Below are 23789 nucleotides of genomic sequence, written 5' to 3' on the forward strand. Positions count from 1 at the left end.
CGAACTCCGATAAACGGCAAAACCCGCTTGAGCGGCTGGCCCAGCGGGTTGCAAACGTAGAAAAGTGGATCGCTGATCGTAGCACAGAACCAGGACGGTTCCCGGCCCCGTCCGCGGCGTCAAGCGGCAGACACGGCCTCCCCCGCCGCCACGGCAGAGGCCCACGCCCACTGGAAGTTGTAGCCCCCGAGCCACCCCGTCACGTCGACGACCTCACCGATGAAGTAAAGGCCGGGTGCGCCCTGCGCCTCCATGGTCGTGGAGGACAGCGCACGCGTATCCACGCCGCCGCGCGTGACCTCGGCCTTGCGGTAGCCCTCGCTGCCCGACGGCGTCAGCTCCCATCGATTGAGGGCCGCACCAAGCGCACGCAGCAGTTTGTCGGGTAGCTCGGCAATCGGCGCATGCGGGTTGGCGCCATGCGTGGCGCACCAGGCCTGCGCCACGCGTTCCGGCAGTCGTTGCGCCAGCACCGTCCCGAGCTGCTTGCGCGAGCCCGACTTCTCGTCGCACAGCCACTGCGCGGCGTCCGTGTCGGGCAGCAGATCGATGGCCAGCGGCCGGCCTGCATTCCAGAAGCTCGAAATCTGGAGAATGGCCGGGCCGGACAGGCCGCGGTGCGTGAGCAGCAGGTCTTCGCGAAACGTGGTGGCGCCGCCCTTGCGGCCCTTCCCCGCCTGCTGCGCGACGGTCACATCCACTTCCATCGACACCCCGGACAGCGCCGAGAACGGCGCCCAGTGCTCGGCGTTGAACGTGAGCGGGACCAGCGCCGGATGCGTCTCGACGATCTTCAGCCCGAACTGGCGCGCAACGCGATAGCCAAAATCCGTCGCGCCGATCTTGGGAATGGACAGGCCGCCCGTGGCGATCACCAGCTTGCGCGCGACGATCTCCCCCGCGCTGGTTGAAAGCCGATACGCATCGCCCGCCTTGCCGACCTCAGCAATGGAGCAGCCGGTGCGCCAGAGGACGCCGCCCTTCTCGCACTCGGCTTCGAGCATGCGGATGATGTCTTCGGCGCTGTCGTCGCAGAAAAGCTGGCCCTTGTGCTTCTCGTGATACGGGATGCGGTAGCTGGAAACGAGGCGGATGAAATCCTGCGCCGTGTACCGCGCCAGCGCGGAGCGGCAGAAATGCGGGTTGTTCGACAGGTAATTGGCCGGCCCCGCGTTGACGTTGGTGAAGTTGCACCGGCCGCCGCCCGAGATGCGGATCTTCTCGGCGAGCCGGGTCGCGTGGTCGATCAGCACCACGCGCGCGCCCCGCTGCCCGGCCACGGCCGCGCACATCATCCCGGCCGCGCCCGCGCCGATCACCGCCACATCGCACCGCATCATGATCGCCGCGCCGCCTCTGTCTATGCCTGAAAACCGCGCATTTTAGCTTGTGCTATCTTCGGCGCCTCCCTACGGATTTCTTCCTTCACACGCCATGCTGGTCCTCGGCATCGAATCTTCCTGTGACGAAACCGGCGTCGCCCTGTACGACACGGCCGCCGGGCTGCGCGCGCACGCGCTGTATTCGCAGATCGCGATGCACCGCGAATACGGCGGCGTGGTGCCGGAACTGGCCTCGCGCGACCACATCCGCCGTGTGATCCCGCTACTGGAGGAAGTGCTGGGCAAGGCAGGCGCCACGCCCGCCGACATCGATGCGATTGCCTACACGAAGGGCCCAGGGCTGGCGGGCGCGCTGCTTGTCGGCGCCTCGGTGGCGAACGCCCTGGCGTTTGCGCTGGGCAAACCGGTGGTGGGCGTGCATCACCTCGAGGGCCATCTGCTCTCGCCGCTGCTGGAGGCCGACCGGCCCGAGTTTCCGTTCCTGGCGCTGCTCGTTTCGGGCGGGCACACGCAGTTGATGCGCGTCGACGGCGTCGGCCAGTACACGCTGCTTGGCGAAACGCTCGACGACGCGGCCGGCGAGGCGTTCGACAAGACCGCCAAGCTGCTCGGCCTCGGCTACCCCGGCGGCCCGGCGGTGTCGCGCCTGGCCGAATTCGGCAACCCAGGGGTGTTCGACCTGCCCCGGCCGATGTTGCACTCGGGCAATTTCGATTTCTCGTTCGCGGGACTGAAGACGGCGGTGCTCACGCAAGTGCGCAAGCTGAACCTGACCGACAGCGAAACCTGCTACCAGCCGCGCGCCGACCTTGCCCGCGCGTTTGTCGATGCGATCGTTGAAGTACTCGTCAGCAAGACGCTGCGGGCGGCGCGCGAGCATGGCCTCAAGCGCATCGTCGTGGCGGGCGGCGTGGGCGCCAACCGCCAGTTACGCGAGGGGCTCAACGCTGAAGGCAAGAAGCGCGGCCTGCGTGTGTACTACCCCGACCTGCAGTTCTGTACCGACAACGGCGCGATGATCGCGTTTGCCGGCGCGATGCGGCTGCAGGCAGACCCTGCGCAGGTGCAGGACGGCTACGGCTTCGGCGTCACGCCCCGATGGGACCTCGAAGACATCCGCATCCACCGCGCATGAAAAAAGCCGCTCGGATGAGCGGCTGTTTCTTGCAGCGCGGCGCGTCGATCACTTGTCCGTGCGCTTGTCGCGCTCGATCAGCGCATAGGCGCTGTGGTTGTGAATCGATTCGAAGTTCTCGGCTTCCAGCGTGTAGGCGACGATGCGGTCGTCCTGGTTCAGGCGCATGGCGATATCGCGCACCAGGTCTTCCACGAACTTCGGGTTTTCGTACGCACGCTCGGTCACGAACTTCTCGTCCGGGCGCTTGAGCAGGCCCCACAGTTCGCACGAGGCTTCTTCTTCAGCCATGCGGATCAGCGCTTCGACGGGCGTGTCGGCCGCCAGTTCGGCGTCGATCGTGATGTGCGAACGCTGGTTGTGCGCGCCGTACTGCGAGATCTTCTTCGAGCACGGGCACAGGCTCGTGACCGGCACCAGCGCCTTGACGCGGACCGTGGTATGGCCGTTGCGCACTTCGCCGATCATCGTCACCTCATAGTCCATCAGCGACTGCACGCCCGACACCGGGGCCGTCTTGCTGACGAAATACGGGAAGTGGACTTCGATACGGCCGGCGTCGGCCTCGAGCTTCTCCAGCATCTTTTCCAGCAGCAACTGGAACTGGGCCAGGTTCAGCGGCTCGCGCTCTTCTTCGAGCAGCGCGACGAAACGCGACATGTGCGTGCCCTTCTGGTCGGCCGGCAGGTGCACGTCCAGGTTGAACGTGCCCACGGTGTTCTGCACGCCCGACGGCGTCTGCAGCGACATCGGGTAACGCACCCCGCGCACGCCAACGCGCTGGATCGGAATCTGGCGGGTATCGTGGCTGGACTGCACGTCCGGCATGGCGAAGGCCGGGTTCATATCGTTCATGATCGGTTTCCTTTACGGTCGCCCGGCCATCGCAGTCGACCGGAACGCAACGAGTGTGAAACCGCGGAACCTGGCTGATCGAGACCACCCCTCAAGTGATCGTCTCAACCCATCCCGCGACTGCGCACACAATTCACAAAATGGACTGGCGGAGTGTAAGGGAAATTTCCCACCTCTGCAGTCAACTACTCAAACCCGCAGAAGCAATACGGGTGATTGATTCTGCCTATGCATGATGTGTTGCTCAGGCAACACGCGCGGCCGTGGCTCGCGGCTGTACGGCAAAACGCTCGCGGATGGAGGCGAGGATGCCGTTGGCGTCGAGCCCACATTGCGCGAGCAGCACCGCATGGTCGCCGTGATCGACGAAGCGGTCAGGCAATCCAAGCTGGAGCACCGGCGTGGCGACACCGGCCGCGGCCAGCGCTTCGACGCAGGCGCTGCCGGCGCCGCCCATCACGCAGCCTTCCTCCACCGTCACCACGTAATCGTGCGTGCGTGCCATGTCCAGCACGCAAGCGGCGTCCAGCGGTTTGACGAAGCGCATGTTCACCACGGTCGCATCGAGGCGCTCGGCAGCGGCGGTGGCGGGCGCCACCATCGAGCCAAACGCCAGGATTGCCACGCGCTGGCCCGCAGGCGCCGCGGATGCACGGCGGACCTCCGCCTTGCCAAGCGGCAGCGGCTCCAACGTGGGCTCCACCGCAATGCCCGGGCCGGCGCCGCGCGGATAGCGCACCGCCGTCGGGCAATCCTGCGCGAATGCCGTGTTCAACAGCCGGCGGCATTCGTTCTCGTCGGCCGGCGTCATCACCATCATGTTCGGGATGCAACGCAGATACGCAATGTCGTACGCGCCGGCGTGCGTAGCCCCGTCCGCGCCGACCAGGCCGGCGCGGTCCAGCGCAAACACCACCGGCAGGTTCTGCAGCGCCACGTCGTGGATCAGTTGGTCATACCCGCGCTGCAGGAACGTCGAATAGATCGCGACGACGGGCTTCAGACCCTCGCAGGCCAGGCCGCCAGCGAACGTGACGGCGTGCTGCTCGGCGATGCCGACGTCGTAATAGCGGTCGGGAAAGCGCTGTTCGAACTCGACCATGCCCGAGCCCTCGCGCATGGCGGGCGTGATGCCGATCAGGCGCTTGTCGGCTGCGGCCATGTCGCACAGCCATTGCCCGAACACCTGCGTGTACGTCACCTTGGCCGGGCGTGCGGACGGTTTGATGCCTTCCTGCGGATTGAACTTGCCGGGGCCGTGATACAGGATCGGGTCCGCCTCGGCCAGCTTGTAGCCCTGGCCCTTCTTGGTGACCACGTGGAGGAACTGCGGACCACCGCCTTCCAGCGCGCGTTGGCGGATGTTCTGCAGCGTCGGCACGAGCGATTCGAGGTCGTGCCCATCGATCGGGCCGATGTAATTGAAGCCGAACTCTTCGAACATCGTGGCCGGCACGAGCATGCCCTTGGCGTGCTCCTCGAAGCGTTTGGCGAATTCGAGCACCGGCGGCGCCACCGACAGCAGCTTCTCCACCCCCTTCTTGGTCGCCGCGTAGAACTGGCCGCTCATCAGCCGCGCCAGGTAGCGGTTGAGCGCCCCCACCGGCGGCGAGATCGACATGTCGTTGTCGTTGAGCACCACCACCAGCGGCAGGTCTTTGTAGACGCCCGCGTTGTTCATGGCCTCGAAGGCCATGCCGGCGCTCATCGCACCGTCACCGATGACGGCAATGGCGACACGCTGTTCACCGTTGGTCTTTGCGCCCAGCGCCATGCCCAGCGCGGCGGAAATCGACGTGGACGAGTGCGCCGTGCCGAACGTGTCGTACGGGCTTTCGCTGCGGCGCGGGAAGCCGGAGATGCCGTCCAGCTGGCGCAGCGTGCTCATCTGGTCACGGCGCCCCGTGAGGATCTTGTGCGGATAGCTCTGGTGGCCGACGTCCCACACGATGCGGTCTTCCGGCGTGTTGAAGACGTAGTGCAGCGCGATGGTCAGCTCCACCGTGCCGAGGTTGGACGACAGATGGCCGCCCGTCTGGGAGACGGAATCGAGCACGAAGGCGCGCAGCTCATCCGCCAGGGGCCCGAGCTGGCGACGGTCCAGGCGGCGCAGGTCGGCCGGGTCGTCGATGGTGTTCAGAAGTTCGTACGTCATGTGGGACCGCCGCTTTGGCGTTTTGGCAAAGACTTCTACCGTCTATGCAATGTTGTTCAGTGGCCACGCCGCACGATCAGGTCGGCCATCTCGGCCAACCGTACGGTGCGCGCCTCGCCGGCTTCGCGGGCCAGCCGCGCGACCGCCGCGACGGCCGCGGCATGCAGCTCGTCCGCCAGCGCACGGGCCTGATCGAGCCCCAGGATGGACACATAGGTCGGCTTGTCATTGGCCTCGTCCTTGCCAGCCGTCTTGCCGAGCGTCGCCGTGTCGGCCGTCACGTCGAGGATGTCGTCGACGACCTGGAACGCCAGCCCAACGGCAGCCGCGTAGGCATCCACCTGCTGCAGTGCCCCGGCCTGCACACCCGCACAGAGCGCCCCCATACGCAGGCTCGCCCGCAGCAGCGCGCCGGTCTTCATGCGATGCATCGCTTCCAGGGCGTCTTGCGACAGCGCCACGCCAACACTTTGCAGGTCGATTGCCTGCCCGCCCGCCATGCCGACCGACCCCGAAGCGCGCGCCAACTCGCTGACCAACGCGGCCCGCATGGCCGGGGCGACCGGGTCCAGCTCGGCCAGCACGGTGAAGGCCTGCGTCTGCAAGGCGTCGCCCACCAGCAGGGCGGTCGCTTCATCATAGGCGCGATGCACGGTCGGGCGGCCGCGGCGCAGGTCATCGTCGTCCATGCATGGCATGTCGTCGTGGACCAGCGAGTAGGCGTGGATCATTTCCACTGCGCAACTCACGCCATCGAGCGCCTCGGGCGATGCGTCACCCAGCGCACCGGCGGCATGTGCCAGGAGCGGCCGCACGCGCTTGCCGCCGCCCAGGGCGGCATACCGCATGGCGGCATGCAGGCGCTGCGGCGATACGGTTTCGGCGGGCAGGGCGCGGTCGAGCGCCTCTTCGGTCCGCGCCACCACCGACGCCATCCATTGCGAGAAGTCGGTCATGCGCCGGCCTGCTCGTTCGGGCTGCCGTCGTCGGCCAGCGGCTTCAGGGCGTCGCCATCGAGCACGCGCACCTGCTGCTCCACGCGCTCCAGCACCTGCTGGCAATACCGGACCAGCTCGGCCCCGCGGCGATACGCCGCAAGCGAGGCCTCCAGCGGCAGTTCACCGGATTCCATGCTGGCGACCAGGGTTTCGAGCTCGGCCATGGCCGCTTCATAAGATGCCGGGGCTGCGGCGGGAGTGGCGGACGCGTCGCCGGCAGCGGCGGAGGCGTCGTTAGAGGCACGGGGCATGCCGGTTGCGAATGAGAAAAGGACAATCCGGCATTTTACGGCAAATCGGCGTGCGTTCTGCGCATATGGCGCAGGGCGGCGGCTTCCGGGCGGTTGGAAGCGGCGGCGACGGCGGCGGACACCGGCAGGACCGGCGGGCAGCCGAAAGGCGACGAAAAATCAGGGACTTATCGATTTCCCTGGGGTACAATCCCCCCCTTTCCTCCAAAGGCCGGGCCGGCATACACCGCCCCGTACCGGTGGTTCGGGTCTGTTGGCCCATCAAGCGTATGGTCGTTGGCCCAAGCGGGGGCCGGCAGCGCTCGTTTTTTCATTTCAACAGACCTTGAGCCGCCCGCCGATGGCGTCCTTTCCCAAATCGATCTTTTCGATGGTTGGGTTGTTCACTGCTTTCACCGTTATTGGGAGTGGGGATAATGTCCAATCTCAGCACCGCACTGAACCTGGTGCCGTCTGAAACCCAGTTGCCCGTCTCTGCATACTTTGACGAGGCGCTGTATCAAACTGAAATCGAACGTCTGTTCAAGCAGGGCCCGGGCTATGTCGGCCACGAGCTGATGGTTCCGGAGGTGGGTGACTACCACACGCTCGCCGCCGAATCCGAAGGCCGCGTGCTGGTCCGCAACCCGAACGGCGTCGAACTGCTCTCCAACGTGTGCCGGCATCGGCAGGCCATCATGCTCAATGGGCGCGGCAATGCCCAGAACATCGTGTGTCCGCTGCACCGCTGGACGTACGATCTCAAGGGCGAGCTTCTGGGCGCGCCGCATTTCGCGCAGCAGCCGTGCGTGCACCTGTCGCGCTCGCCGCTGCAGAACTGGAACGGCCTGCTGTTCGAGGGCAAACGCGATGTCCGCAATGACTTGGCCCGCCTGGGCGTGGCGCGCGATCTCGACTTCTCCGGCTACATGCTCGACCACGTCGAGGTGCACGACTGCAACTACAACTGGAAGACCTTCATCGAGGTGTACCTCGAGGACTACCACGTCGTGCCCTTCCACCCCGGTCTGGGCCAGTTCGTCTCGTGTGACGACCTGCAATGGGAATTCGGCGAGTGGCACAGCGTGCAGACCGTCGGCATCCACGCCAATTTGCGCAAGCCAGGCACACCGGCGTACCAGAAGTGGCACGACGCCGTGCTGCGCTTCAACAACGGTGAGATGCCCAAGTACGGCGCGATCTGGCTCACGTACTACCCGAACGTGATGGTCGAGTGGTATCCGAACGTGCTGGTGGTCTCGACCCTGCATCCGATGGGCCCGGCCAAGACCCGCAACGTGGTCGAGTTCTACTACCCGGAAGAGATCGTCCTGTTCGAGCGCGAGTTCGTGGAGGCCGAACGGGCCGCCTACATGGAAACCTGCATCGAAGACGACGAGATCGCCGAACGCATGGACGCCGGCCGCCTGGCGCTGCTCAAGCGCGGCACGAGCGAAGTCGGCCCGTATCAGTCCCCCATGGAAGACGGCATGCAGCACTTTCACGAATGGTATCGCCGCGTCATGGATTACTGACCATAGGCATCCGCCGCCTTCCGCGTCACAATACGAACGGTGCAGCCCTTGTGGCCTGCGCCGTTTTTTTTGCCCTTCGCCCATGCCCGCCGATACTGCAGTCGAAGCCGCCCAGACGGCCACCAGTTCCTCCCGCCAGTCGTTGTGGATGATCCTTGCGGCTTTCGCGTTTTCTGCGATGGGCGTATGCGTCAAGCTCGCCTCGGCGCACTACAGCACCGGCGAAATCGTCTTCTACCGCAGCGTGATCGGCATGGCGCTGATGGGCGCCGTGCTGTACCGCACGGGCGCTGGCATCCGTACGCCGTATCTCACGTCGCACATCAAGCGCAGCGTGTTCGGCGTGACGTCGCTGCTGCTGTGGTTCACCTCCATCAGCCTGCTGCCGCTGGCGACGGCCATGACGCTGAACTACATGTCGCCGGTGTGGATTGCGCTGATCATCGGCGCGGGCGCCACGCTGGCCGGCAAGCCGGGCGGCGCCGATCGCAAGATGGTGACAGCGATCCTGATGTCGTTCATCGGGGTGATCTGCCTGCTGCAGCCCAGTGTCGGGCCGTCGCAGATGACCGGCGGCATGGTCGGGCTGGTGTCCGGCGTATTTACCGCCCTCGCCTATGTGGAGGTCCGCCAACTGGGCGACCTGGGCGAGAACGAGGCGCGCATCGTCTTCTACTTCTCGCTGGTGAGCGCGGTGGCGGGCGGCGTGTGGATGCTGATTGGCGGCGCACAGCCGCATACGTGGGCAAGCGCGGGACTGCTGCTGGCCGTTGGCCTGCTCGCCACGCTAGGCCAGACTGCCATGACGCGCGCCTACAAGCGCGGCAATACGCTGCTGACGGCCAACCTCCAGTACACCGGCATCGTGTTTGCGAGCGGTTGGGGTATGTTGTTGTGGCACGACCACCTGAACGCGTTGTCGTGGGCGGGCATGGCGCTCATCATCGGGAGCGGCATCGTGACCACGATCATGCGGGCCCGCCAGTCGGGCAGCGAGCATCCGACGCCACAGACCGCCGTGTCCGGCCCGGAAGCCGAGATTCACCCAGAAGTTTGATCGAACCCCGGAGATTGCCGCCATGAGCGAACGCGCTCACTACGCCACCCTCATCACCGCGCCGCAACTGGCCGCGCTGCAGCAAAGCGCGCCGCAGAGCGTTGTCGTCATCGATTGCAGCTTCGACCTGGCCGACCCGGCCGCCGGACGCGAGGCGTATCACGCCAAGCACATCCGTGGCGCGTTCTACTTGCACCTCGACAACGAGCTGTCCGGCCCCAAGACGGGCACCAACGGCCGGCATCCGCTGCCCGATGCCGACGCGCTCGTCGCCCGGCTGCAGGCGCTGGGCGTGAACGACGATTCGCAAGTCGTCGCCTATGACCGCCAGGGCAGCATGTATGCCGCCCGGCTGTGGTGGCTGCTGCGCTGGGTCGGCCACGCCGACGTGGCCGTGCTCGACGGCGGCCTGCAGGCGTGGGAGGCCGGGCACTATCCCGTCGAAAACGTCGTGCCTGAAGAGCCGCAGCTGGTGGCTGCCCCGGGCAACCTGACGCGCAAGCCGTCGCTTGCGCCGCTGGTGACGGTGGATATCGTCCAGAAGTATCTCGGGCAGCCTGGCAAGCCCATCATCGATGCCCGCGCGCCGGACCGCTACCGCGGCGAGAACGAGACGCTCGATCCGGTCGGCGGACACATCCCCGGCGCTCGCAACCGGTTCTTCCGCGACAACCTGCGTGCCGACGGCACATTCAAACCGGCCGAACAATTACGCGCCGAGTTTGCCGGCGTGCTGGCCGGCGCCAAGCCCGAAGACGCCATGCTGCAATGCGGCTCCGGCGTGACGGCATGCCACAACGCGCTGGCGATGGAAATTGCCGGCCTCCAGGGCGCGGCGCTGTACGCGGGCTCATGGAGCGAGTGGTGCGCCGATCCATCGCGCCCGGTCGCCACGGGACCGAACCCCTGACGCCCCAAGGCGCCTGGATGCCACCGGAAAAATGCCCGGCATGGACCGGGCTTTTTTCCTCGCCTGATTCGGGCGCTCAGTGCGCGTGTCCGTGCAGGCCTTCCGTGAGCAGGAAGATCATCCCGACCCCGGCGACGATCAGCGCAACCTGCACGGCGGATTCCTGCCAGCGCGGCCGCCGCTTCATCTGCGGCATCAGATCGCACACGGCGATGTAGATGAAGCTGCTCGGGCTCTTCGTCATTTCGTGTGGAACCCAACAGTCACAATGACTCCTGGTCGTCGAGCCCGGTGGGCATGTGTGCAGGCCGCTGGCCGGCCTGTGCACATGTCCACGAGGCGTGTTTGATCAGGAGGATGAGTCCATGGGCATTGCCGTAGAAGCTCTGTTCACCAGCGCGCTGGGCTTGCAGCCGCCGTGGGTCGTCGATGACGTCAGGCTCGACACGGCCAAGCGGCGTATCGACTTCGAGATCGGCTGCCACACCAGCAGGCTCGCCTGCCCGGCATGCGGTGCGGCCACGCAACCGGTGCACGACCGGCTGCGCCGATCCTGGCGGCACCTGGACTTCTTCCAGTTCGAGGCCTGGCTGCACTGCGACGTGCCGCGCGTGGCCTGCGGTGCCTGCGGCAAGACCACGCAGGTGGCCGTGCCCTGGGCGCGTCCGGGCTCGGGCTTCACCGCGGCGTTCGAAGCGCTGGCGCTGACCTTGTGCCTGGACCTGCCGGTGCGCCAGGCCGCCGAGTTGCTGCGCTGCAAGGACAAGCGGCTGTGGCGGCGCATCGAGTTCTACGTCGCGCAGGCGCGTGCGCTGGAAGACTTCGCCGGCGTGCGCACGGTGGGCATCGACGAGACCAGCCTGCGGCGCGGGCAGCACTACATCACCGTCGTGCACGACCTGGATCGCAAGCGGCTGCTGTTCGCCACCGAGGGGCGCGAGCACCGCACGGTGGTGGAGTTCGCCGAGGATCTGAGGGCCCATGGCGGCGATCCCGCCCAGGTGCGGCACGTGTGCATGGACATGAGCGCGGCCTACGCCAAGGGCGTGGCGCTGGCGTTGCCCGAGGCGCAGATCAGCTACGACCGCTTTCACGTCGTCTCGATGGCCATCGAGGCGATGGACCAGGTGCGCCGCGCGGAGATGGCCACCGACGCGCAGGCGGTGCGAGCCGCGCTGGGCGCTGGCGGCCGCAAGACGCTCAGGCAGCTGCTGTGGGGCATGCGGCGCAACCCCAGCAGCTGGAGCGCCCGCCAGCTCCAGGCGATGCACTGGCTGCAGCGCTCGACGCTCAAGAGCGCGCGGGCGTGGCGGCTGAAGATGGCGCTGCGCGCGGTGTACGCACGGGCCACAGCGCACAACAGCATCGAACAGGCCGCATCCGACCTCAGGGCCTGGCTGAGCTGGGCGCGGCGCTGTCGGCTCGAGCCGTTCAAGAAGCTGGCCGCCACGCTCAAGGAGCGGTTCGACGCGGTGGTGCGCGGCATGGTCGATCACCGCAGCAACGCCTTCGTCGAGGCGATGAACGGACTGCTGCAGCAGGCCAAGCGCGCCGCGCGCGGCTTCAGGACGAGCCAGAACTTCATCGCCATCGCCTACCTGCGCATGTCCAAGCTCAAGCACCTGCCGGCCAGCCCGTTCGCGCCGGCGATGCCCCAGTGACAGTGTTGCTTTCCACACGAAACGACATGGAGCCGCTGCTCGACGCAACCACCAGCACATACGGGATCCATGACGTCAGACGGTCGAGCAGGTAGTAGCCCAGCACGGCCCCCACCAGTGCACAGACGCTGCACAGCAGGTTGTAGACAAAGGCACGCGTCTTCGAGAAGCCTGCGTTCAGCAGCACCATGAAGTCGCCGATCTCCTGCGGGATTTCGTGCGCGGCAATCGCCAGGGCCGTCACGATGCCGACCTTGATGTCCGCCAGGAACGCAGCCGCAATGACAATGCCGTCGGAAAAATTGTGCAGCCCGTCGCCCACCAGGATCATGAGCCCGCTGCGCCCGGCCTCCTGCCGATCATGTCCGTGGTGGTGGCCATGCCCGTCGCCCTCATGGTGATGCGAGTGGCGGATCAGCGAGATCTTCTCGAGCAGGAAAAAGCCCAGCAGCCCCGCGAGTAGCGTGGCGAACAGCGCGTGTGTGTTCGGCACGACGCCGTGGTGCGCCTCAAATGCCTCGGGCAGGGAATGCAGCAGCGACGTTGCCAGCAGCACACCGACCGAAAAGCTGACCATGCGATCGACCACGCGCGCCAGCACGGTCAGCGAAAGCACGGCGGCGCCGGCCATGCTGCCGATGCCCGACAGTGCGGTGGCCAGGAGGATGCCTAACAGGGTGGTATCGAGGGTCATGTGGCGGGAGCCGACAAACGCAACACAGTTGCAAGAAGGCACGCATTGTATGCCCGTTTGCCGTCCTTTGCCAGCGCAACCAAATACAAAAGGCCCCAAGCGATGGCATGGGGCCGTCGTGCAAGCAGCGGACGCGGCCTATTCCACGCCGTGGTCCTTGAACCAGGCGACGCACTTCTTCCAGCCGTCTTCCGCATCCGCCTTGACGTAGCTGGGCCGGTAGTCGGCATGGAACGCGTGGCCGGAATTCGGATAGACGATGATGCGCGACGCGCGGGCCTTCGGGTTCTTGGAATGCTCGAGCGCCTGCTTCATGGCGTTGACGGCATCCTGCGTGATGCCGGTGTCCTTGGCGCCGTACAGGCCCAGCACGGGGGCCTTGAGCTCGTCGACACGGTCGATCGGAAACGCCGGCTGCAGCGCACTGGGATTGCCCTTCAGGTGGCCATACCATGCCACCGCCGCCTTGATATCGGGGCTGTGTTCGGCAAACAGCCAGGTCTGGCGGCCGCCCCAGCAGAAACCGGTGATGCCGATGCGCGCGGCGTCGCCGCCGTTCTGCTTGACCCACGCCACCGTGGCCTCCAGGTCGCCCGTCACCTGCGCGTCGGGCACCTTGGAGATGATCTTCTCCTGTAGCTCGCTGATCGTCGCGATCGACTGCGGGTCGCCTTGGCGCACGAACAGCTCCGGCGCGATGGCGAGATAGCCGAGCTTGGCGAAGCGCCGGCAGACATCGGCGATGTACTCGTGCACACCGAAGATCTCGCTGACCACGATCACCACGGGCAGCTTCGTCTTGCCCTCCGGCTGGGCGCGGTAGGCGGGCATCTTGAAGTCGCCCACCGGCACCGTGACCTCGCCGGCCGTCAAGCCATTGAAATCGGTCTTGATGGCCTGTGCGGACACCGGCAAGGCCGCTGCCGCAAACGCCGAACCCAGCGCCGTCTTCATGAAGCCGCGCCGATCGAAGCTGCGGCCGGGTACCAGACTCTCCACTTCTGCTTCAAGCTGCATCGCACTCTCCTCACGCCCTCGGGCGGTTACGGTGGACGAAGCGGCTAGTGTAGCTTGACGCGCGGATTCGTCTTGCTGCGCAGCCAGTGCGTGACCGTATCGAGCGCCATGCGTATAAAGCCGTGCAGCGCCATCACGTGCATGCGATACAGCGAGGTGTACATCAGCCGGGCCATCAACCCCTCGATGAACATCGAGCCGCCGATCAGGCCGCCCATGAGGCTCCCCACGGCGCTGAAGTGCCCCAGCGAGACGAGCGAGCCGAGATCCTTGAACGCGAACGGCTCGGCCGGTTTGCCTTCAAGCCGCAAACGCAGCGCCTTGAACAGATACGTCGCCTGCTGGTGCGCGGCCTGGGCGCGCGGCGGCACGCTGCCCGACGTTTCGGGCCATGGGCAGCTGGCGCAATCGCCAAACGCATAGATCGTCTCTTCGCCGTCGACCTGCAGCGTGCGCGAGACGATCACCTGCCCCAGCTTGTTGACCGGCAGGCCCAACTCACCCAGCACCGACGGCGCCCGGATGCCTGCGGCCCACACAGTCAGATCGGCCGGGATGGACTTGCCGCTCGCGGTATTGACGGCGGTGCCGGTGACTTCCGTCACGCGCTCGCCGGTAATGACGTCGACGTTGAGCTTGTGAAGCAGCTTGGTCGTCTCGGCTGAGACACGCTCGGACAGCGCCGGCAGGATGCGCGGCCCGCCCTCGATGAGGTGGATGCAGATATCGCGGCGCGGGTCCAGCTTGTGCAGGCCATAGGCGGCCAGGACGTGCGCCGTGTTGCGCAGCTCGGCCGACAACTCCACGCCGGTCGCACCGGCGCCCACGATGGCGATATCGACCTGCGAGCGTGCGCCCGGCACGCCGTTCTGGGCACGCATGCAGGCAGAGATCAGCTTGCGGCGGAAGCGCTCGGCCTGCGACGCGGTATCGAGCGCGATGGCGTGTTCAGCGGTGCCCGGCACGCCGAAGAAATGCGTCACGCTGCCAATGGAGAGCACCAGCACGTCGTACGGAATGGCGCGCTCGGGCAGCACCTCCGTGCCGTCGGCATCGAGATAGCCCGACACGGTGATCGTCTTGCCGGCGCGATCGAGCGCCTTCAGTTCGCCCTGCTGGAATTCGAAGCCATGCCAGCGCGCCTGCGCGGCGTATTCGAGCTGGTGCGTGTTCGGATCCATGCTGCCAGCAGCGACTTCGTGCAGAAGCGGCTTCCAGATATGGGTCGGATTGCGATCGACCAGCACGATCTGCGCGGTGCCCCGCTTGCCGAGCCTGTCGCCAAGACGCGTGGCGAGTTCGAGCCCGCCCGCGCCGCCGCCCACCACCACAATGCGCGGTCCGCCCGCGCCGTCGGCCTGCCCTGCCATACCGTTCTCCTGGAGCTTTGAATCTTTGGAATCACGTCCAGTCTGCTGCAACGCAAAACCCGCCGCAACCCCGCATCAATGGATACGGCGGATCATCGGCGATGGATGCTGCGGCCGCACGCACACTGCCTTGGCAGGAAACCAAACGCCATGCCTTGCGGAACGGCAAGCGGGCAGCCGCCTCAGTGCGCTTCTTCCCAGTTGGCGCCGGCACCGACTTCGGCCACCAGCGGCACGCGCAGTGTTGCGACGCCACACATCAGTTCCGGCAACCGCTCGCGCACGACGGCCAGCTCATCCTGCGGGACCTCCAGGACCAGTTCATCGTGCACCTGCATGACGAGGCGCGAGCGCATCGCATCGCGCTCGAGCCATCCCTGCACGGCGAGCATCGACAGCTTGATGAGGTCAGCGGCCGTGCCCTGCATCGGCGCGTTGATGGCGGCGCGCTCGGCCGCCTGGCGGCGCGGGCCGTTGCCGCCGTTGATGTCGGGCAGCCAGAGTCGCCGCCCGAAGACGGTTTCCACATAGCCGCGCTCCCGCGCGGTCTGGCGCGTTTCGTCCATGTAGCGCGCGGCGCCGGGATAGCGGGCGAAATAACGGTCGATATAGAGCTTGGCGGCGTCGCGGCCAATGCCAAGGTTGCTCGCCAGCCCGAACGCGCTCATGCCGTAGATGAGGCCGAAGTTGATGACCTTGGCTACGCGGCGCTGGTCGGGCGTCACCTCCAGCGGCGTGACGTTGAACACCTCGGCGGCGGTCGCGCGGTGCACGTCCTGACCCTCACGGAAGGCGCGCAACAGGCCTTCGTCCTGCGACAGATGCGCCATGATGCGAAGCTCGATCTGCGAGTAGTCGGCCGAAACGATCACGCTGCCCTCCGGCGCGATGAAGGCCTCGCGGATGCGCCGCCCTTCTTCGGTGCGCACCGGAATGTTCTGCAGGTTCGGCTCGGTGGAGGCAAGACGCCCCGTGACCGCCGTCGCCTGACCGTAGGTGGTGTGGACCCGGCCAGTGCGCGGATTGACCATCTTCGGCAGCTTGTCGGTGTAGGTCGACTTGAGCTTGGCGAGCCCCCGGAAATCGAGCAGCAGCTTCGGCAGCGGGTAATCCTCGGCGAGCTTCTGCAGCACCTCTTCATCGGTGGAGGGCGCGCCGCTGGCGGTCTTCTTGATGATGGGCAGCTTCAGCTGGTTGAAGAAGATCTCGCCGATCTGCTTGGGAGAATTCAGGTTGAACGGCTGCCCCGCCAGCGCAAACGCCTGCTCTTCGAGCTCCAGCAGGCGCTGGCCAAGCTCGGCACTCTGCCGGGCCAGGCGCTCGCCGTCGACCAGCACGCCGTTGCGCTCCATCTTCTGCAGCACGATGGAGGTCGGCATCTCGATCTCTTCGTAGACGTAGCGCAGCTTCTCGTCATCTGCCACCTTGGGGAACAGCGTGCGATGCAGCCGCAGCGTGATGTCGGCATCTTCGGCCGCGTATTCGGTCGCGCGATCGAGCGGCACCTCATCGAAGCCGATCTGCGATGCGCCCTTGCCGCACACGGCTTCGTACGTGATGGTCTTCAGGTGCAGCACGCGTTCGGCCAGCGCGTCCATGCCGTGATTGCGGTGCGATTCCAGCACGTACGATTCGAGCATGGTGTCGTGCAGGATGCCGCGCAGCGCAATGCCGTGGTTGGCAAACACGTGCGCGTCGTACTTCAGATGCTGACCGACCTTCTTGCGCGATTCGTCTTCGAGCCACAGCTTCATGCGTGCGAGCACGGCGTCGCGCGAGAGTTGCGCCGCGCCGTCGAGCCCCGCCACATCGGGCCCCCGATGCGCGACCGGGATGTAGCATGCCTCGCCCGGCTTGACCGAGAGCGAAATGCCCACCAGCTGCGCGAGCATGGGGTCGATCGAGGTCGTCTCGGTATCGATGCAGACGAGGTCCACTTCATCGAGCCGCCGCATCCACGATTCGAGCTGCGCCTCGGTAGTCACGGTCTCGTACCGGACTTCATCCGGCGGCGCTTCCACGTCGAACAGGTTGGCCTGCGGCTGCGTGGCCTCGCCGGCGTAGTTCTTCACTGGCGTTGCCGCCTTGCGTGCAGCACCGACGCTGCGCGTATCCGGCAGCGCTTCACCCGAGGCCTCGCGCAGCCACGTCTTGAAGCCGTAGCGGCTGAAGAAATCGACGAGCTGGGCCTTGTCTTCGCCGCCGTCGATGAGTGCGTCGAACGTCGGCACTTCCTTCGAGAGGTCGCAGTCGACCTTGACCGTCAGCAATTCGCGGCCCTTGGGCAGCCACTCGAGCGTGTTGCGCAGGTTGTCGCCCACCACGCCCTTGATCTCGCCCGCCCGCGCGATGATGTTGTCGAGCGAGCCGAATTCGGTCAGCCATTTGACCGCGGTCTTCGGGCCGACTTTCGGCACGCCCGGCACGTTGTCGACCGTGTCGCCGATGAGCGAGAGATAGTCGACGATGCGCTCGGGCGGCACACCGAACTTCGCCAGCACACCGGGCGGGTCGAGCGTTTCGTTGGTCATGGTGTTGACCAGCGTGACGTGGTCATTCACCAGTTGGGCGAGGTCCTTGTCACCCGTTGAGACGATGGTGCGAACGCCTTCCCTGGCGGCACGTTTGGCCAGCGTGCCAATCACGTCGTCGGCCTCGACGCCATCGACCACCAAGATGGGCCAGCCCAGTGCCCGCACGGCTTCGTGGATCGGTTCGATCTGCGCGCGCAGGTCATCGGGCATGGGCGCGCGGTGCTCCTTGTAGGCCGGATAAAGGTCGTCGCGGAAGGTCTTGCCTTTGGCGTCGAAAACGCAAGCGCTATACTTGGCCGGGTAGTCGCTGCGCAGTTTGCGCAGCATGTTCACGATGCCGTAGATGGCGCCCGTAGGAAACCCTTCTCCATTTCGCAAGTCGGGCAGTGCGTGATAAGCACGGTACAGATAACTCGAGCCATCGACGAGCAACAGCGTTTCTTGACTTTCCGACATTCCCATGGACTCTAAAGTGACTGGAACGCCCAACGGCGCTTCCGACAATGGCGCTTCCGCTTCCGGCGGCGTGACACAGCAGGCTGCAGGCCCTTCCTCGGCTGAAGTTTCGGCAACGGAGCTGACGGGGGTGAGCCCTGCGCGCCGGGCCACCACGGCGGACATGGACGTCAACGTGACGGTGGGCGTGGAACACGAGCCCAAAGCCGACATCGCGCACGGCCGCACCGATCGCAAGATGATTCCCAGCCTCCGGGCACTCGCCGACGAAGAACGCGCGACCGCAAAGAAGGCGCGCGCCTCCTGGCAGATGTTCACGATTATGGCAGAGTTCATCGAGGCGACCGAGTACCTCTCGGAGATCCGCCCGGCCGTCTCGATCTACGGCAGCGCGCGCCTGCGCGAGGATTCGCCGTACTACGAACGCACCATCGAAATCGCGCGACTGTTCTCGGATGCGGGCTTCGCCGTCATCTCCGGCGGCGGCCCCGGCATCATGGAAGCGGCCAACAAGGGCGCGCATGCGGGCAAGTCTGCCAGCGTGGGCCTGAACATCGAGTTGCCGCACGAGCAGCAGGGCAATCCGTATCAAGACATTTCGATGCGCTTCCGGCATTTCTTCACGCGCAAGGTCACCTTCGTGAAGAATTCCGACGCGTTCATCGTCATGCCCGGCGGCTTCGGCACGCTCGATGAGCTGGCCGAGGTGCTCACGCTCGTGCAGACCGGCAAATCGCGCAGCGTGCCGGTGGTCATGTTCGGCAGCCGCTTCTGGAAGGGCCTGCTCGACTGGTTCCGCTTCACGCTGCTGCCGATGGGCCTGATTGCCGAGCACGACCTCGACATCATGCGCATCGTCGACGAGCCCAAGGACGCGCTCGACGCCGTCTACGAGTTCTACGAGAAACGCGAAGGCACGTCGCCGATTCCGCCCAAGGAAGAGATGTTCTACCTGTGACGCTGGTTGCGACCTCCGGTGTGACATCCGGCCCACGCCGCACGGACGATGGCGGGTGCCCGGACTGCTAGAATGTAGGGTCCCAGATCACTCGCCGGAGTCCATCATGGATTCGCTGTTTCACCTGCCCGCCGCCCTCCGCCCCGCCAATATTGCGCGCCTGATGCGCCACGCAGGGCTGCTCGCGGGCGCGGCCATCTGCCTCGCCCTGCCGGCGCACGCCGAGGTGACTTCCGACAGCGCCGGCCTGGACCTCCCCGACGTCAAGGCGATCAACAATCAGCCGATTGCCAAGCCGACCCAGGGCGCGATCCATCACGAGACCGTCAAGCCCAGCTTCGACTACCGCGACAACGACGGTACGCAGGTCGAGGAATACCGCTTCCAGAAAGGCCAGGCGCCGGACATCCACGTCAAGTCGGGCATGGGTACGTCGTACAACATGAGCAAGCCCGAAGACAGCTCGCCGCGCATCCGTGAACGCGGCAGCGTCGACCGCGTGCCCTCGGTGAATGTCCTGAAGTTCTGAATGGCTGCGCCTGAGAGGCGCACCAGCGCGGCAACATCGGCTTGCCGCGCATTCTCCTCCACCCGTCTCCTCTTCCTGAAGCATGGCTGTTTTCACCCCGGTCTCCGACGCCGAGATCGCTCTCTGGCTGGATCAATACGATGTGGGCGCCGTGCGCGCGTTTCGCGGCATTCCCTCCGGGATCGAAAACTCCAACTTCTTCCTGACCACGGAAAAGGACGGGCAGACGCATGAATACGTCGTCACCCTGTTCGAGCGGCTGACATTCGAGCAGCTACCGTTCTATCTGTACCTGATGCAGCATCTGGCACAGCACGGCATCAGCGTGCCGGCGCCGATTCCAGGCCGCGACGGCGAGATCCTGCGCACGCTCAATGGCAAACCGGCAACCATGGTGACGCGCCTCTCGGGCCGCTCGAACCTCGCGCCGACGGTGTCGGAATGCGCCATCGTCGGCGACATGCTGGCGCGCATGCACCTGGCCGGGCGCGACTATCCGCGTCATCAGCCTAACCTGCGCAGCCTGCCATGGTGGAACGAGGTGGTGCCCGACGTGGCGCCGTTCGTGCATGGCGACACACGGGCGCTGCTCGAGAGCGAACTCGCGCACCAGCAACGCTTCTTCGCCAGCGCCGACTACGCTGCGCTGCCCGAAGGCCCGTGCCATTGCGATCTGTTCCGCGACAACGTGCTGTTCGAGCCGGCGCAAGACGGTGAGCCGGAACGCCTGGGCGGCTTTTTCGACTTTTACTTCGCCGGCGTCGACAAATGGCTGTTCGACGTCGCCGTCACGGTCAACGACTGGTGCATCGACCTGGCCACCGGCGTGCTGGATACCGCGCGGGCACGCGCCATGCTCCAGGCGTACCACGCCGTACGCCCGTTCACCGCTGCCGAGGCACGACACTGGCAGGACATGCTGCGCGCCGCGGCGTATCGCTTCTGGGTCTCGCGCCTGTGGGATTTCTATCTGCCGCGCGATGCTGAACTGCTCAAGCCGCATGATCCGACCCACTTCGAGCGCGTGCTGCGCGAACGCGTCCGGGCCCACGGCCTGATTCTGAATCTACCCCAACCATGCAACTGATCGAAGTACCGGCCAAGCAAGGCTACGTGTGGCTGCGCCAGGGCGCGTGGCTGTTCCGCAAGAACCCGATCGGCTTTTTGCTGCTGCTGTTCATGTACCTGTTTGCCGCCAACCTGCTGATGCTGCTGGTACCGCCGGCAGGCGTGTTCGCCATCCTGCTGGTCAACCCCGCCATCTTTGTGGGGTTCATGTCGGCGTGCCGCGACACGGTCGCTGGCAAGCGGGTCGGCCCGGCCTCGCTCATTGCGGGCTTCCGGTCGTATGGCATGGATGCGATGCGCAGCCTGCTCAAGCTGGGCGGCATCTATGGCGTGCTGTTGCTGGTCGTCAGCGGCGTGCTGATGACGATGGTCGATGTCGACACGCTGATGACCGTGCTCAGCGACAAGCCGCTTTCCCCCGACGCCATCCGCGAGTTCTACCTGGCCATGGTGATGGGCTCGGTGCTGTACATCCCGGTGGCGGTGCTGTTCTGGTTTGCGCCGCTGCTGGTGGCATGGCACGGCATCCCGGTCGGCAAGGCACTGTTCTTCAGCTGGATGGCCGTATGGCGCAACCGGGGGGCGTTCATCGTGTACGGCGTGCTGGTGGCGATTCTGCTGATCGCCGTGCCGCTCTTCATCGATGCCCTGTTTGCATCGAGCGGTGCCAACAACATTGCGCCGCTCATCGCAACCCCGTACCGGATTCTGGTGATGGCGATTCTGTACTGCTCGTTCTACGCGACCTACCGTGGCTGCTTCAACGTCACGCAAGCGGCCGGCCAGACGACCGATACGGCGGTCTGACGATACCCCCCCGGCCCGTTCGATGTTCAGTTGATCGGGTCCAGCTTGGCGATGCCCAGCGCCAGCACCTTCACGCCATGGCGGTTGAACTTGATGTGGGCGCGCGCCTCGGCGCCCTCGCCTTCCAGCGTCGTGATGACGCCTTCCCCGAACTTGTTGTGAAACACTGACTGGCCGACGCGGAAGCCCGTGGCCTCCGCACGCTTGGCGTCGGCGTAGTTCTTGCCGGTGTCCATGCCGCCGGTCGGGCGCGTGCCGGTATAAGCCTCTTCATCGCCGCGTTCCGGGCGCTTGAACCAGTCCTTGCCCCAGGCCGATTCGGCCGTCACGCGGCGCGTGGCCTGGTATCCCGCATGCTGCGGCGTAAGCCATTTCAGCGTTTCCTCGGGCAACTCGTCGAAGAAGCGTGAACGGATGTGGTAGCGGATCTGTCCGTGCAGCACGCGGCTTTGCGCAAACGACAGGTACAGCCGTTCGCGCGCCCGCGTAATCGCCACGTACATCAGGCGGCGCTCTTCTTCCAGGCCGTCCATCTCCATCTGGCTGTTCTCGTGCGGGAACAAGCCCTCTTCGAGCCCGGTGATGAACACGACGTGGAACTCGAGCCCCTTGGCCGCGTGCACGGTCATGAGTTGCACGGCGTCCTGGCCGGCCTGCGCCTGGTTGTCGCCGGCCTCGAGCGACGCGTGCGTGAGGAATGCCACCAGCGGCGTCATCTCGGCCGGCGCTTCGTCGGTGACGAGCTCCGAGGCGGTATCGCTCTCTCCGCCTTCGATGCGCAGCATCGCGTCGTGGCGCACCGGCAAAGCCGTCGCGATGGCGTCCACGCCGTAGCCTTCCTCGGCCACGAAGGCCCGGGCCGCCGTGACGAGTTCCTGCAGGTTCTCGATGCGGTCCAGCCCTTCCTTCTCGCCCTGGTAATGCGGGATCAGGCCGCTCGCGTGGATCACGTGCTGGACGACCTCGGGCAACGTCATCTGCCGCGTATCGGCGCGCATCTGCTCGATCAGGCGCACGAACGCGGCCAGCTTGGTGCCCGCCGCACCCGTCAGGTACGGCACCGACGCCGCCAGCGAAATGCCGTACAGCCTGGCTGCATCCTGAAGCTGTTCGAGCGACCGCGCCCCGATCCCGCGTGCCGGAAAATTCACTACACGGCCGAACGCCGCGTCGTTGTCCGGGTTTTCCAGCAACTGCAGGTACGCCAGCGCGTGCTTGATCTCGGCCCGCTCGAAAAAGCGCAGACCGCCGTACACCTTGTACGGGATGCCGGCCGAGAACAGCGCATGCTCGATCACGCGCGATTGCGCATTGCTGCGATACAGGATGGCGATCTCGGAACGCGCCATGCCGCTGGCGATGCGGTCGCGGATCTCATCGACGATCCAGCCGGCTTCCTGTCCATCCGTGGCGGCCTGGTAGACGCGCACGGGCTCGCCATGGCCGGCGTCGGTGCGCAGGTTCTTGCCGAGGCGGCGCGAGTTGTGGGCGATGAGGTGGTTGGCCGTATCGAGGATGTTGCCGTGCGAGCGGTAGTTCTGCTCCAGCTTGATGCGGTGCTGCACACGGAATTCGCGCTCGAAGTCGACCATGTTCCCGACATTGGCACCGCGAAACGCGTAGATGCTCTGGTCATCGTCACCCACGGCGAAGATGGCGTTGGGCGTGACGCCCGGCTCGCCCAGGCCGGCCAGGAGCTTCAACCAGGCATATTGCAGCTTGTTCGTATCCTGGAACTCGTCGACCAGGATGTGCTTGAAGCGGCGCTGGTAGTGCGCGCGGATGGCGTCGTTGTAGCGCAGCAGTTCGTAGCAGCGCAGCAGGAGTTCGGCAAAATCGACCACGCCTTCGCGCTGGCATTGCGCATCGTAGGCGGCGTACAGGTCGGCCATGCGCCGGTCGAATTCGTTGGCGATTTCCAGATCGCCCGCACGCAAGCCCTGCTCCTTGGCCCCGTTGATGAAGTACTGGACGTTCTTGGGCGGGAATTTCTCGTCGTCGATATTGAGCGACTTGAGCAGGCGCTTGACGGCGGAAAGCTGGTCCTGCGTGTCAAGGATCTGGAACGTCTGCGGCAGACCGGCATCACGGTAGTGGGCGCGCAGCAACCGGTTGCACAGGCCGTGAAACGTGCCGATCCACATGCCGCGCGTGTTGATCGGCAGCATGGCCTGAAGACGGGCCGTCATTTCCTTGGCAGCCTTGTTGGTAAAGGTGACGGCCAGCACACCCGACGGCGACACCCGCGCACTCTGGATCAGCCACGCGATGCGGGTCGTCAGCACGCGGGTCTTGCCGCTGCCCGCCCCCGCCAGGATCAGCGCCGACTCATCGGGAAGTGTGACGGCGGCGCGTTGTTCGGGGTTCAGGTTGGCGAGCAGGTCGGACATGCGGAGGAGCCTTTGCGGAATCCCGGAATTATAGCGAGGGGTGGGGGCCTCCAGCCCGTGCGCAACGCGGACAGGCCGTATAATTCA

18 protein-coding genes and 2 pseudogenes are annotated in these 23789 nt (G+C 65.8%); 9 read left to right on the forward strand and 11 right to left on the reverse strand.

Annotation, left to right across the window (positions count from 1 at the left end; genetic code table 11):
• Positions 1-119 precede the first annotated feature (119 nt).
• A complete protein-coding gene (locus TK49_RS14535; protein ID WP_045787338.1) occupies positions 120-1340 on the reverse strand; it encodes a BaiN/RdsA family NAD(P)/FAD-dependent oxidoreductase in 1221 nt (406 codons plus the stop codon).
• Between the two features lie 94 nt (positions 1341-1434).
• Between TK49_RS14535 and tsaD the strand changes: the two genes are divergently transcribed.
• Positions 1435-2478, forward strand: a complete 1044-nt coding sequence (gene tsaD, locus TK49_RS14540) for a tRNA (adenosine(37)-N6)-threonylcarbamoyltransferase complex transferase subunit TsaD (RefSeq protein ID WP_045787339.1) — start codon at positions 1435-1437, stop codon at positions 2476-2478.
• Between the two features lie 48 nt (positions 2479-2526).
• Here the strand turns inward: tsaD and folE2 are convergent, their stop codons facing one another.
• The 4 genes from folE2 to TK49_RS14560 form a co-directional block, all read right to left on the reverse strand.
• Entirely contained in the window at positions 2527-3333 is an 807-nt protein-coding gene (gene folE2, locus TK49_RS14545; RefSeq protein ID WP_045787340.1) for a GTP cyclohydrolase FolE2, read from the reverse strand.
• A gap of 244 nt (positions 3334-3577) precedes the next feature.
• Complete coding sequence (gene dxs / locus TK49_RS14550; protein WP_045787341.1) at positions 3578-5488, reverse strand: 1-deoxy-D-xylulose-5-phosphate synthase; 1911 nt, start codon at positions 5486-5488, stop codon at positions 3578-3580.
• Between the two features lie 56 nt (positions 5489-5544).
• A complete protein-coding gene (locus TK49_RS14555; RefSeq protein ID WP_045787342.1) occupies positions 5545-6444 on the reverse strand; it encodes a polyprenyl synthetase family protein in 900 nt (299 codons plus the stop codon).
• A complete protein-coding gene (locus TK49_RS14560) occupies positions 6441-6737 on the reverse strand; it encodes an exodeoxyribonuclease VII small subunit (RefSeq protein ID WP_045787343.1) in 297 nt (98 codons plus the stop codon). The genes TK49_RS14555 and TK49_RS14560 overlap by 4 nt, the downstream gene beginning before the upstream one ends.
• A 416-nt stretch (positions 6738-7153) precedes the next feature.
• Between TK49_RS14560 and TK49_RS14565 the strand changes: the two genes are divergently transcribed.
• The 3 genes from TK49_RS14565 (at position 7154) to TK49_RS14575 (ending at position 10218) form a co-directional block, all read left to right on the forward strand.
• On the forward strand, positions 7154-8251 hold the full coding sequence (locus tag TK49_RS14565; protein WP_045787344.1) for an aromatic ring-hydroxylating oxygenase subunit alpha: 1098 nt from the start codon (positions 7154-7156) through the stop codon (positions 8249-8251).
• A gap of 82 nt (positions 8252-8333) precedes the next feature.
• Positions 8334-9308, forward strand: coding sequence for a DMT family transporter (locus TK49_RS14570; RefSeq protein ID WP_045787345.1), 975 nt, complete (start codon positions 8334-8336; stop codon positions 9306-9308).
• A 22-nt stretch (positions 9309-9330) separates the two neighbouring features.
• Positions 9331-10218 carry a sulfurtransferase gene (locus TK49_RS14575; RefSeq protein ID WP_045787346.1) on the forward strand — a complete coding sequence of 296 codons (888 nt, stop codon included), beginning with the start codon at positions 9331-9333 and terminating at the stop codon, positions 10216-10218.
• 76 nt (positions 10219-10294) lie between these two features.
• Here TK49_RS14575 and TK49_RS24435 read toward each other — a convergent pair.
• Positions 10295-10450: pseudogene (locus tag TK49_RS24435) on the reverse strand (ZIP family metal transporter); the annotation flags it as partial.
• Positions 10451-10583: 133 nt separating this feature from the next.
• Here TK49_RS24435 and TK49_RS14580 point away from each other — a divergent pair.
• A complete protein-coding gene (locus tag TK49_RS14580) occupies positions 10584-11879 on the forward strand; it encodes an ISL3 family transposase (protein ID WP_045785571.1) in 1296 nt (431 codons plus the stop codon).
• A gap of 34 nt (positions 11880-11913) precedes the next feature.
• Here TK49_RS14580 and TK49_RS14585 read toward each other — a convergent pair.
• The 4 genes and pseudogenes from TK49_RS14585 to polA form a co-directional block, all read right to left on the reverse strand.
• Positions 11914-12573 (reverse strand): annotated as a pseudogene (locus tag TK49_RS14585) (ZIP family metal transporter); the annotation flags it as partial.
• 138 nt (positions 12574-12711) lie between these two features.
• Complete coding sequence (locus TK49_RS14590; protein ID WP_045787347.1) at positions 12712-13590, reverse strand: dienelactone hydrolase family protein; 879 nt, start codon at positions 13588-13590, stop codon at positions 12712-12714.
• Positions 13591-13634: 44 nt separating this feature from the next.
• Positions 13635-14960 carry an NAD(P)/FAD-dependent oxidoreductase gene (locus TK49_RS14595; RefSeq protein ID WP_045787348.1) on the reverse strand — a complete coding sequence of 442 codons (1326 nt, stop codon included), beginning with the start codon at positions 14958-14960 and terminating at the stop codon, positions 13635-13637.
• Positions 14961-15142: 182 nt separating this feature from the next.
• On the reverse strand, positions 15143-17950 hold the full coding sequence (gene polA, locus TK49_RS14600; RefSeq protein ID WP_045787908.1) for a DNA polymerase I: 2808 nt from the start codon (positions 17948-17950) through the stop codon (positions 15143-15145).
• 4 nt (positions 17951-17954) lie between these two features.
• Between polA and TK49_RS14605 the strand changes: the two genes are divergently transcribed.
• The 4 genes from TK49_RS14605 (at position 17955) to TK49_RS14620 (ending at position 21312) form a co-directional block, all read left to right on the forward strand.
• A complete protein-coding gene (locus TK49_RS14605) occupies positions 17955-18908 on the forward strand; it encodes an LOG family protein (protein WP_045787349.1) in 954 nt (317 codons plus the stop codon).
• Positions 18909-19014: 106 nt separating this feature from the next.
• Positions 19015-19437 carry a hypothetical protein gene (locus TK49_RS14610; protein WP_045787350.1) on the forward strand — a complete coding sequence of 141 codons (423 nt, stop codon included), beginning with the start codon at positions 19015-19017 and terminating at the stop codon, positions 19435-19437.
• A gap of 82 nt (positions 19438-19519) precedes the next feature.
• Positions 19520-20524 (forward strand): homoserine kinase, encoded by a 1005-nt coding sequence (locus TK49_RS14615; RefSeq protein ID WP_045787351.1) that lies wholly within the window; start codon positions 19520-19522, stop codon positions 20522-20524.
• Positions 20515-21312 (forward strand): BPSS1780 family membrane protein, encoded by a 798-nt coding sequence (locus TK49_RS14620; protein WP_045787352.1) that lies wholly within the window; start codon positions 20515-20517, stop codon positions 21310-21312. Before TK49_RS14615 ends, TK49_RS14620 begins: the two co-directional genes overlap by 10 nt.
• Positions 21313-21338: 26 nt before the next feature.
• On the opposite strand, the gene TK49_RS14625 is transcribed toward TK49_RS14620, so the two are convergent.
• Entirely contained in the window at positions 21339-23702 is a 2364-nt protein-coding gene (locus TK49_RS14625; RefSeq protein ID WP_045787353.1) for a UvrD-helicase domain-containing protein, read from the reverse strand.
• Between the last annotated feature and the right edge of the window lie 87 nt (positions 23703-23789).

Source organism: Ralstonia mannitolilytica (assembly GCF_000954135.1).
GTDB classification, from domain to species: domain Bacteria; phylum Pseudomonadota; class Gammaproteobacteria; order Burkholderiales; family Burkholderiaceae; genus Ralstonia; species Ralstonia mannitolilytica.

Coding starts and splice junctions, on each gene's coding strand:
- TK49_RS14535 (WP_045787338.1), bottom strand. CDS start 1,340: ATGATGCGGTGCGATGTGGCGGTGATCGGCGCGGGCGCGGCCGGGATG.
- tsaD (WP_045787339.1), top strand. CDS start 1,435: ATGCTGGTCCTCGGCATCGAATCTTCCTGTGACGAAACCGGCGTCGCC.
- dxs (WP_045787341.1), bottom strand. CDS start 5,488: ATGACGTACGAACTTCTGAACACCATCGACGACCCGGCCGACCTGCGC.
- TK49_RS14610 (WP_045787350.1), top strand. CDS start 19,015: ATGGATTCGCTGTTTCACCTGCCCGCCGCCCTCCGCCCCGCCAATATT.
- TK49_RS14580 (WP_045785571.1), top strand. CDS start 10,584: ATGGGCATTGCCGTAGAAGCTCTGTTCACCAGCGCGCTGGGCTTGCAG.
- TK49_RS14565 (WP_045787344.1), top strand. CDS start 7,154: ATGTCCAATCTCAGCACCGCACTGAACCTGGTGCCGTCTGAAACCCAG.
- TK49_RS14620 (WP_045787352.1), top strand. CDS start 20,515: ATGCAACTGATCGAAGTACCGGCCAAGCAAGGCTACGTGTGGCTGCGC.
- TK49_RS14555 (WP_045787342.1), bottom strand. CDS start 6,444: ATGACCGACTTCTCGCAATGGATGGCGTCGGTGGTGGCGCGGACCGAA.
- TK49_RS14560 (WP_045787343.1), bottom strand. CDS start 6,737: ATGCCCCGTGCCTCTAACGACGCCTCCGCCGCTGCCGGCGACGCGTCC.
- TK49_RS14570 (WP_045787345.1), top strand. CDS start 8,334: ATGCCCGCCGATACTGCAGTCGAAGCCGCCCAGACGGCCACCAGTTCC.
- TK49_RS14625 (WP_045787353.1), bottom strand. CDS start 23,702: ATGTCCGACCTGCTCGCCAACCTGAACCCCGAACAACGCGCCGCCGTC.
- TK49_RS14595 (WP_045787348.1), bottom strand. CDS start 14,960: ATGGCAGGGCAGGCCGACGGCGCGGGCGGACCGCGCATTGTGGTGGTG.
- polA (WP_045787908.1), bottom strand. CDS start 17,950: ATGTCGGAAAGTCAAGAAACGCTGTTGCTCGTCGATGGCTCGAGTTAT.
- TK49_RS14605 (WP_045787349.1), top strand. CDS start 17,955: ATGGACTCTAAAGTGACTGGAACGCCCAACGGCGCTTCCGACAATGGC.
- TK49_RS14590 (WP_045787347.1), bottom strand. CDS start 13,590: ATGCAGCTTGAAGCAGAAGTGGAGAGTCTGGTACCCGGCCGCAGCTTC.
- TK49_RS14615 (WP_045787351.1), top strand. CDS start 19,520: ATGGCTGTTTTCACCCCGGTCTCCGACGCCGAGATCGCTCTCTGGCTG.
- folE2 (WP_045787340.1), bottom strand. CDS start 3,333: ATGAACGATATGAACCCGGCCTTCGCCATGCCGGACGTGCAGTCCAGC.
- TK49_RS14575 (WP_045787346.1), top strand. CDS start 9,331: ATGAGCGAACGCGCTCACTACGCCACCCTCATCACCGCGCCGCAACTG.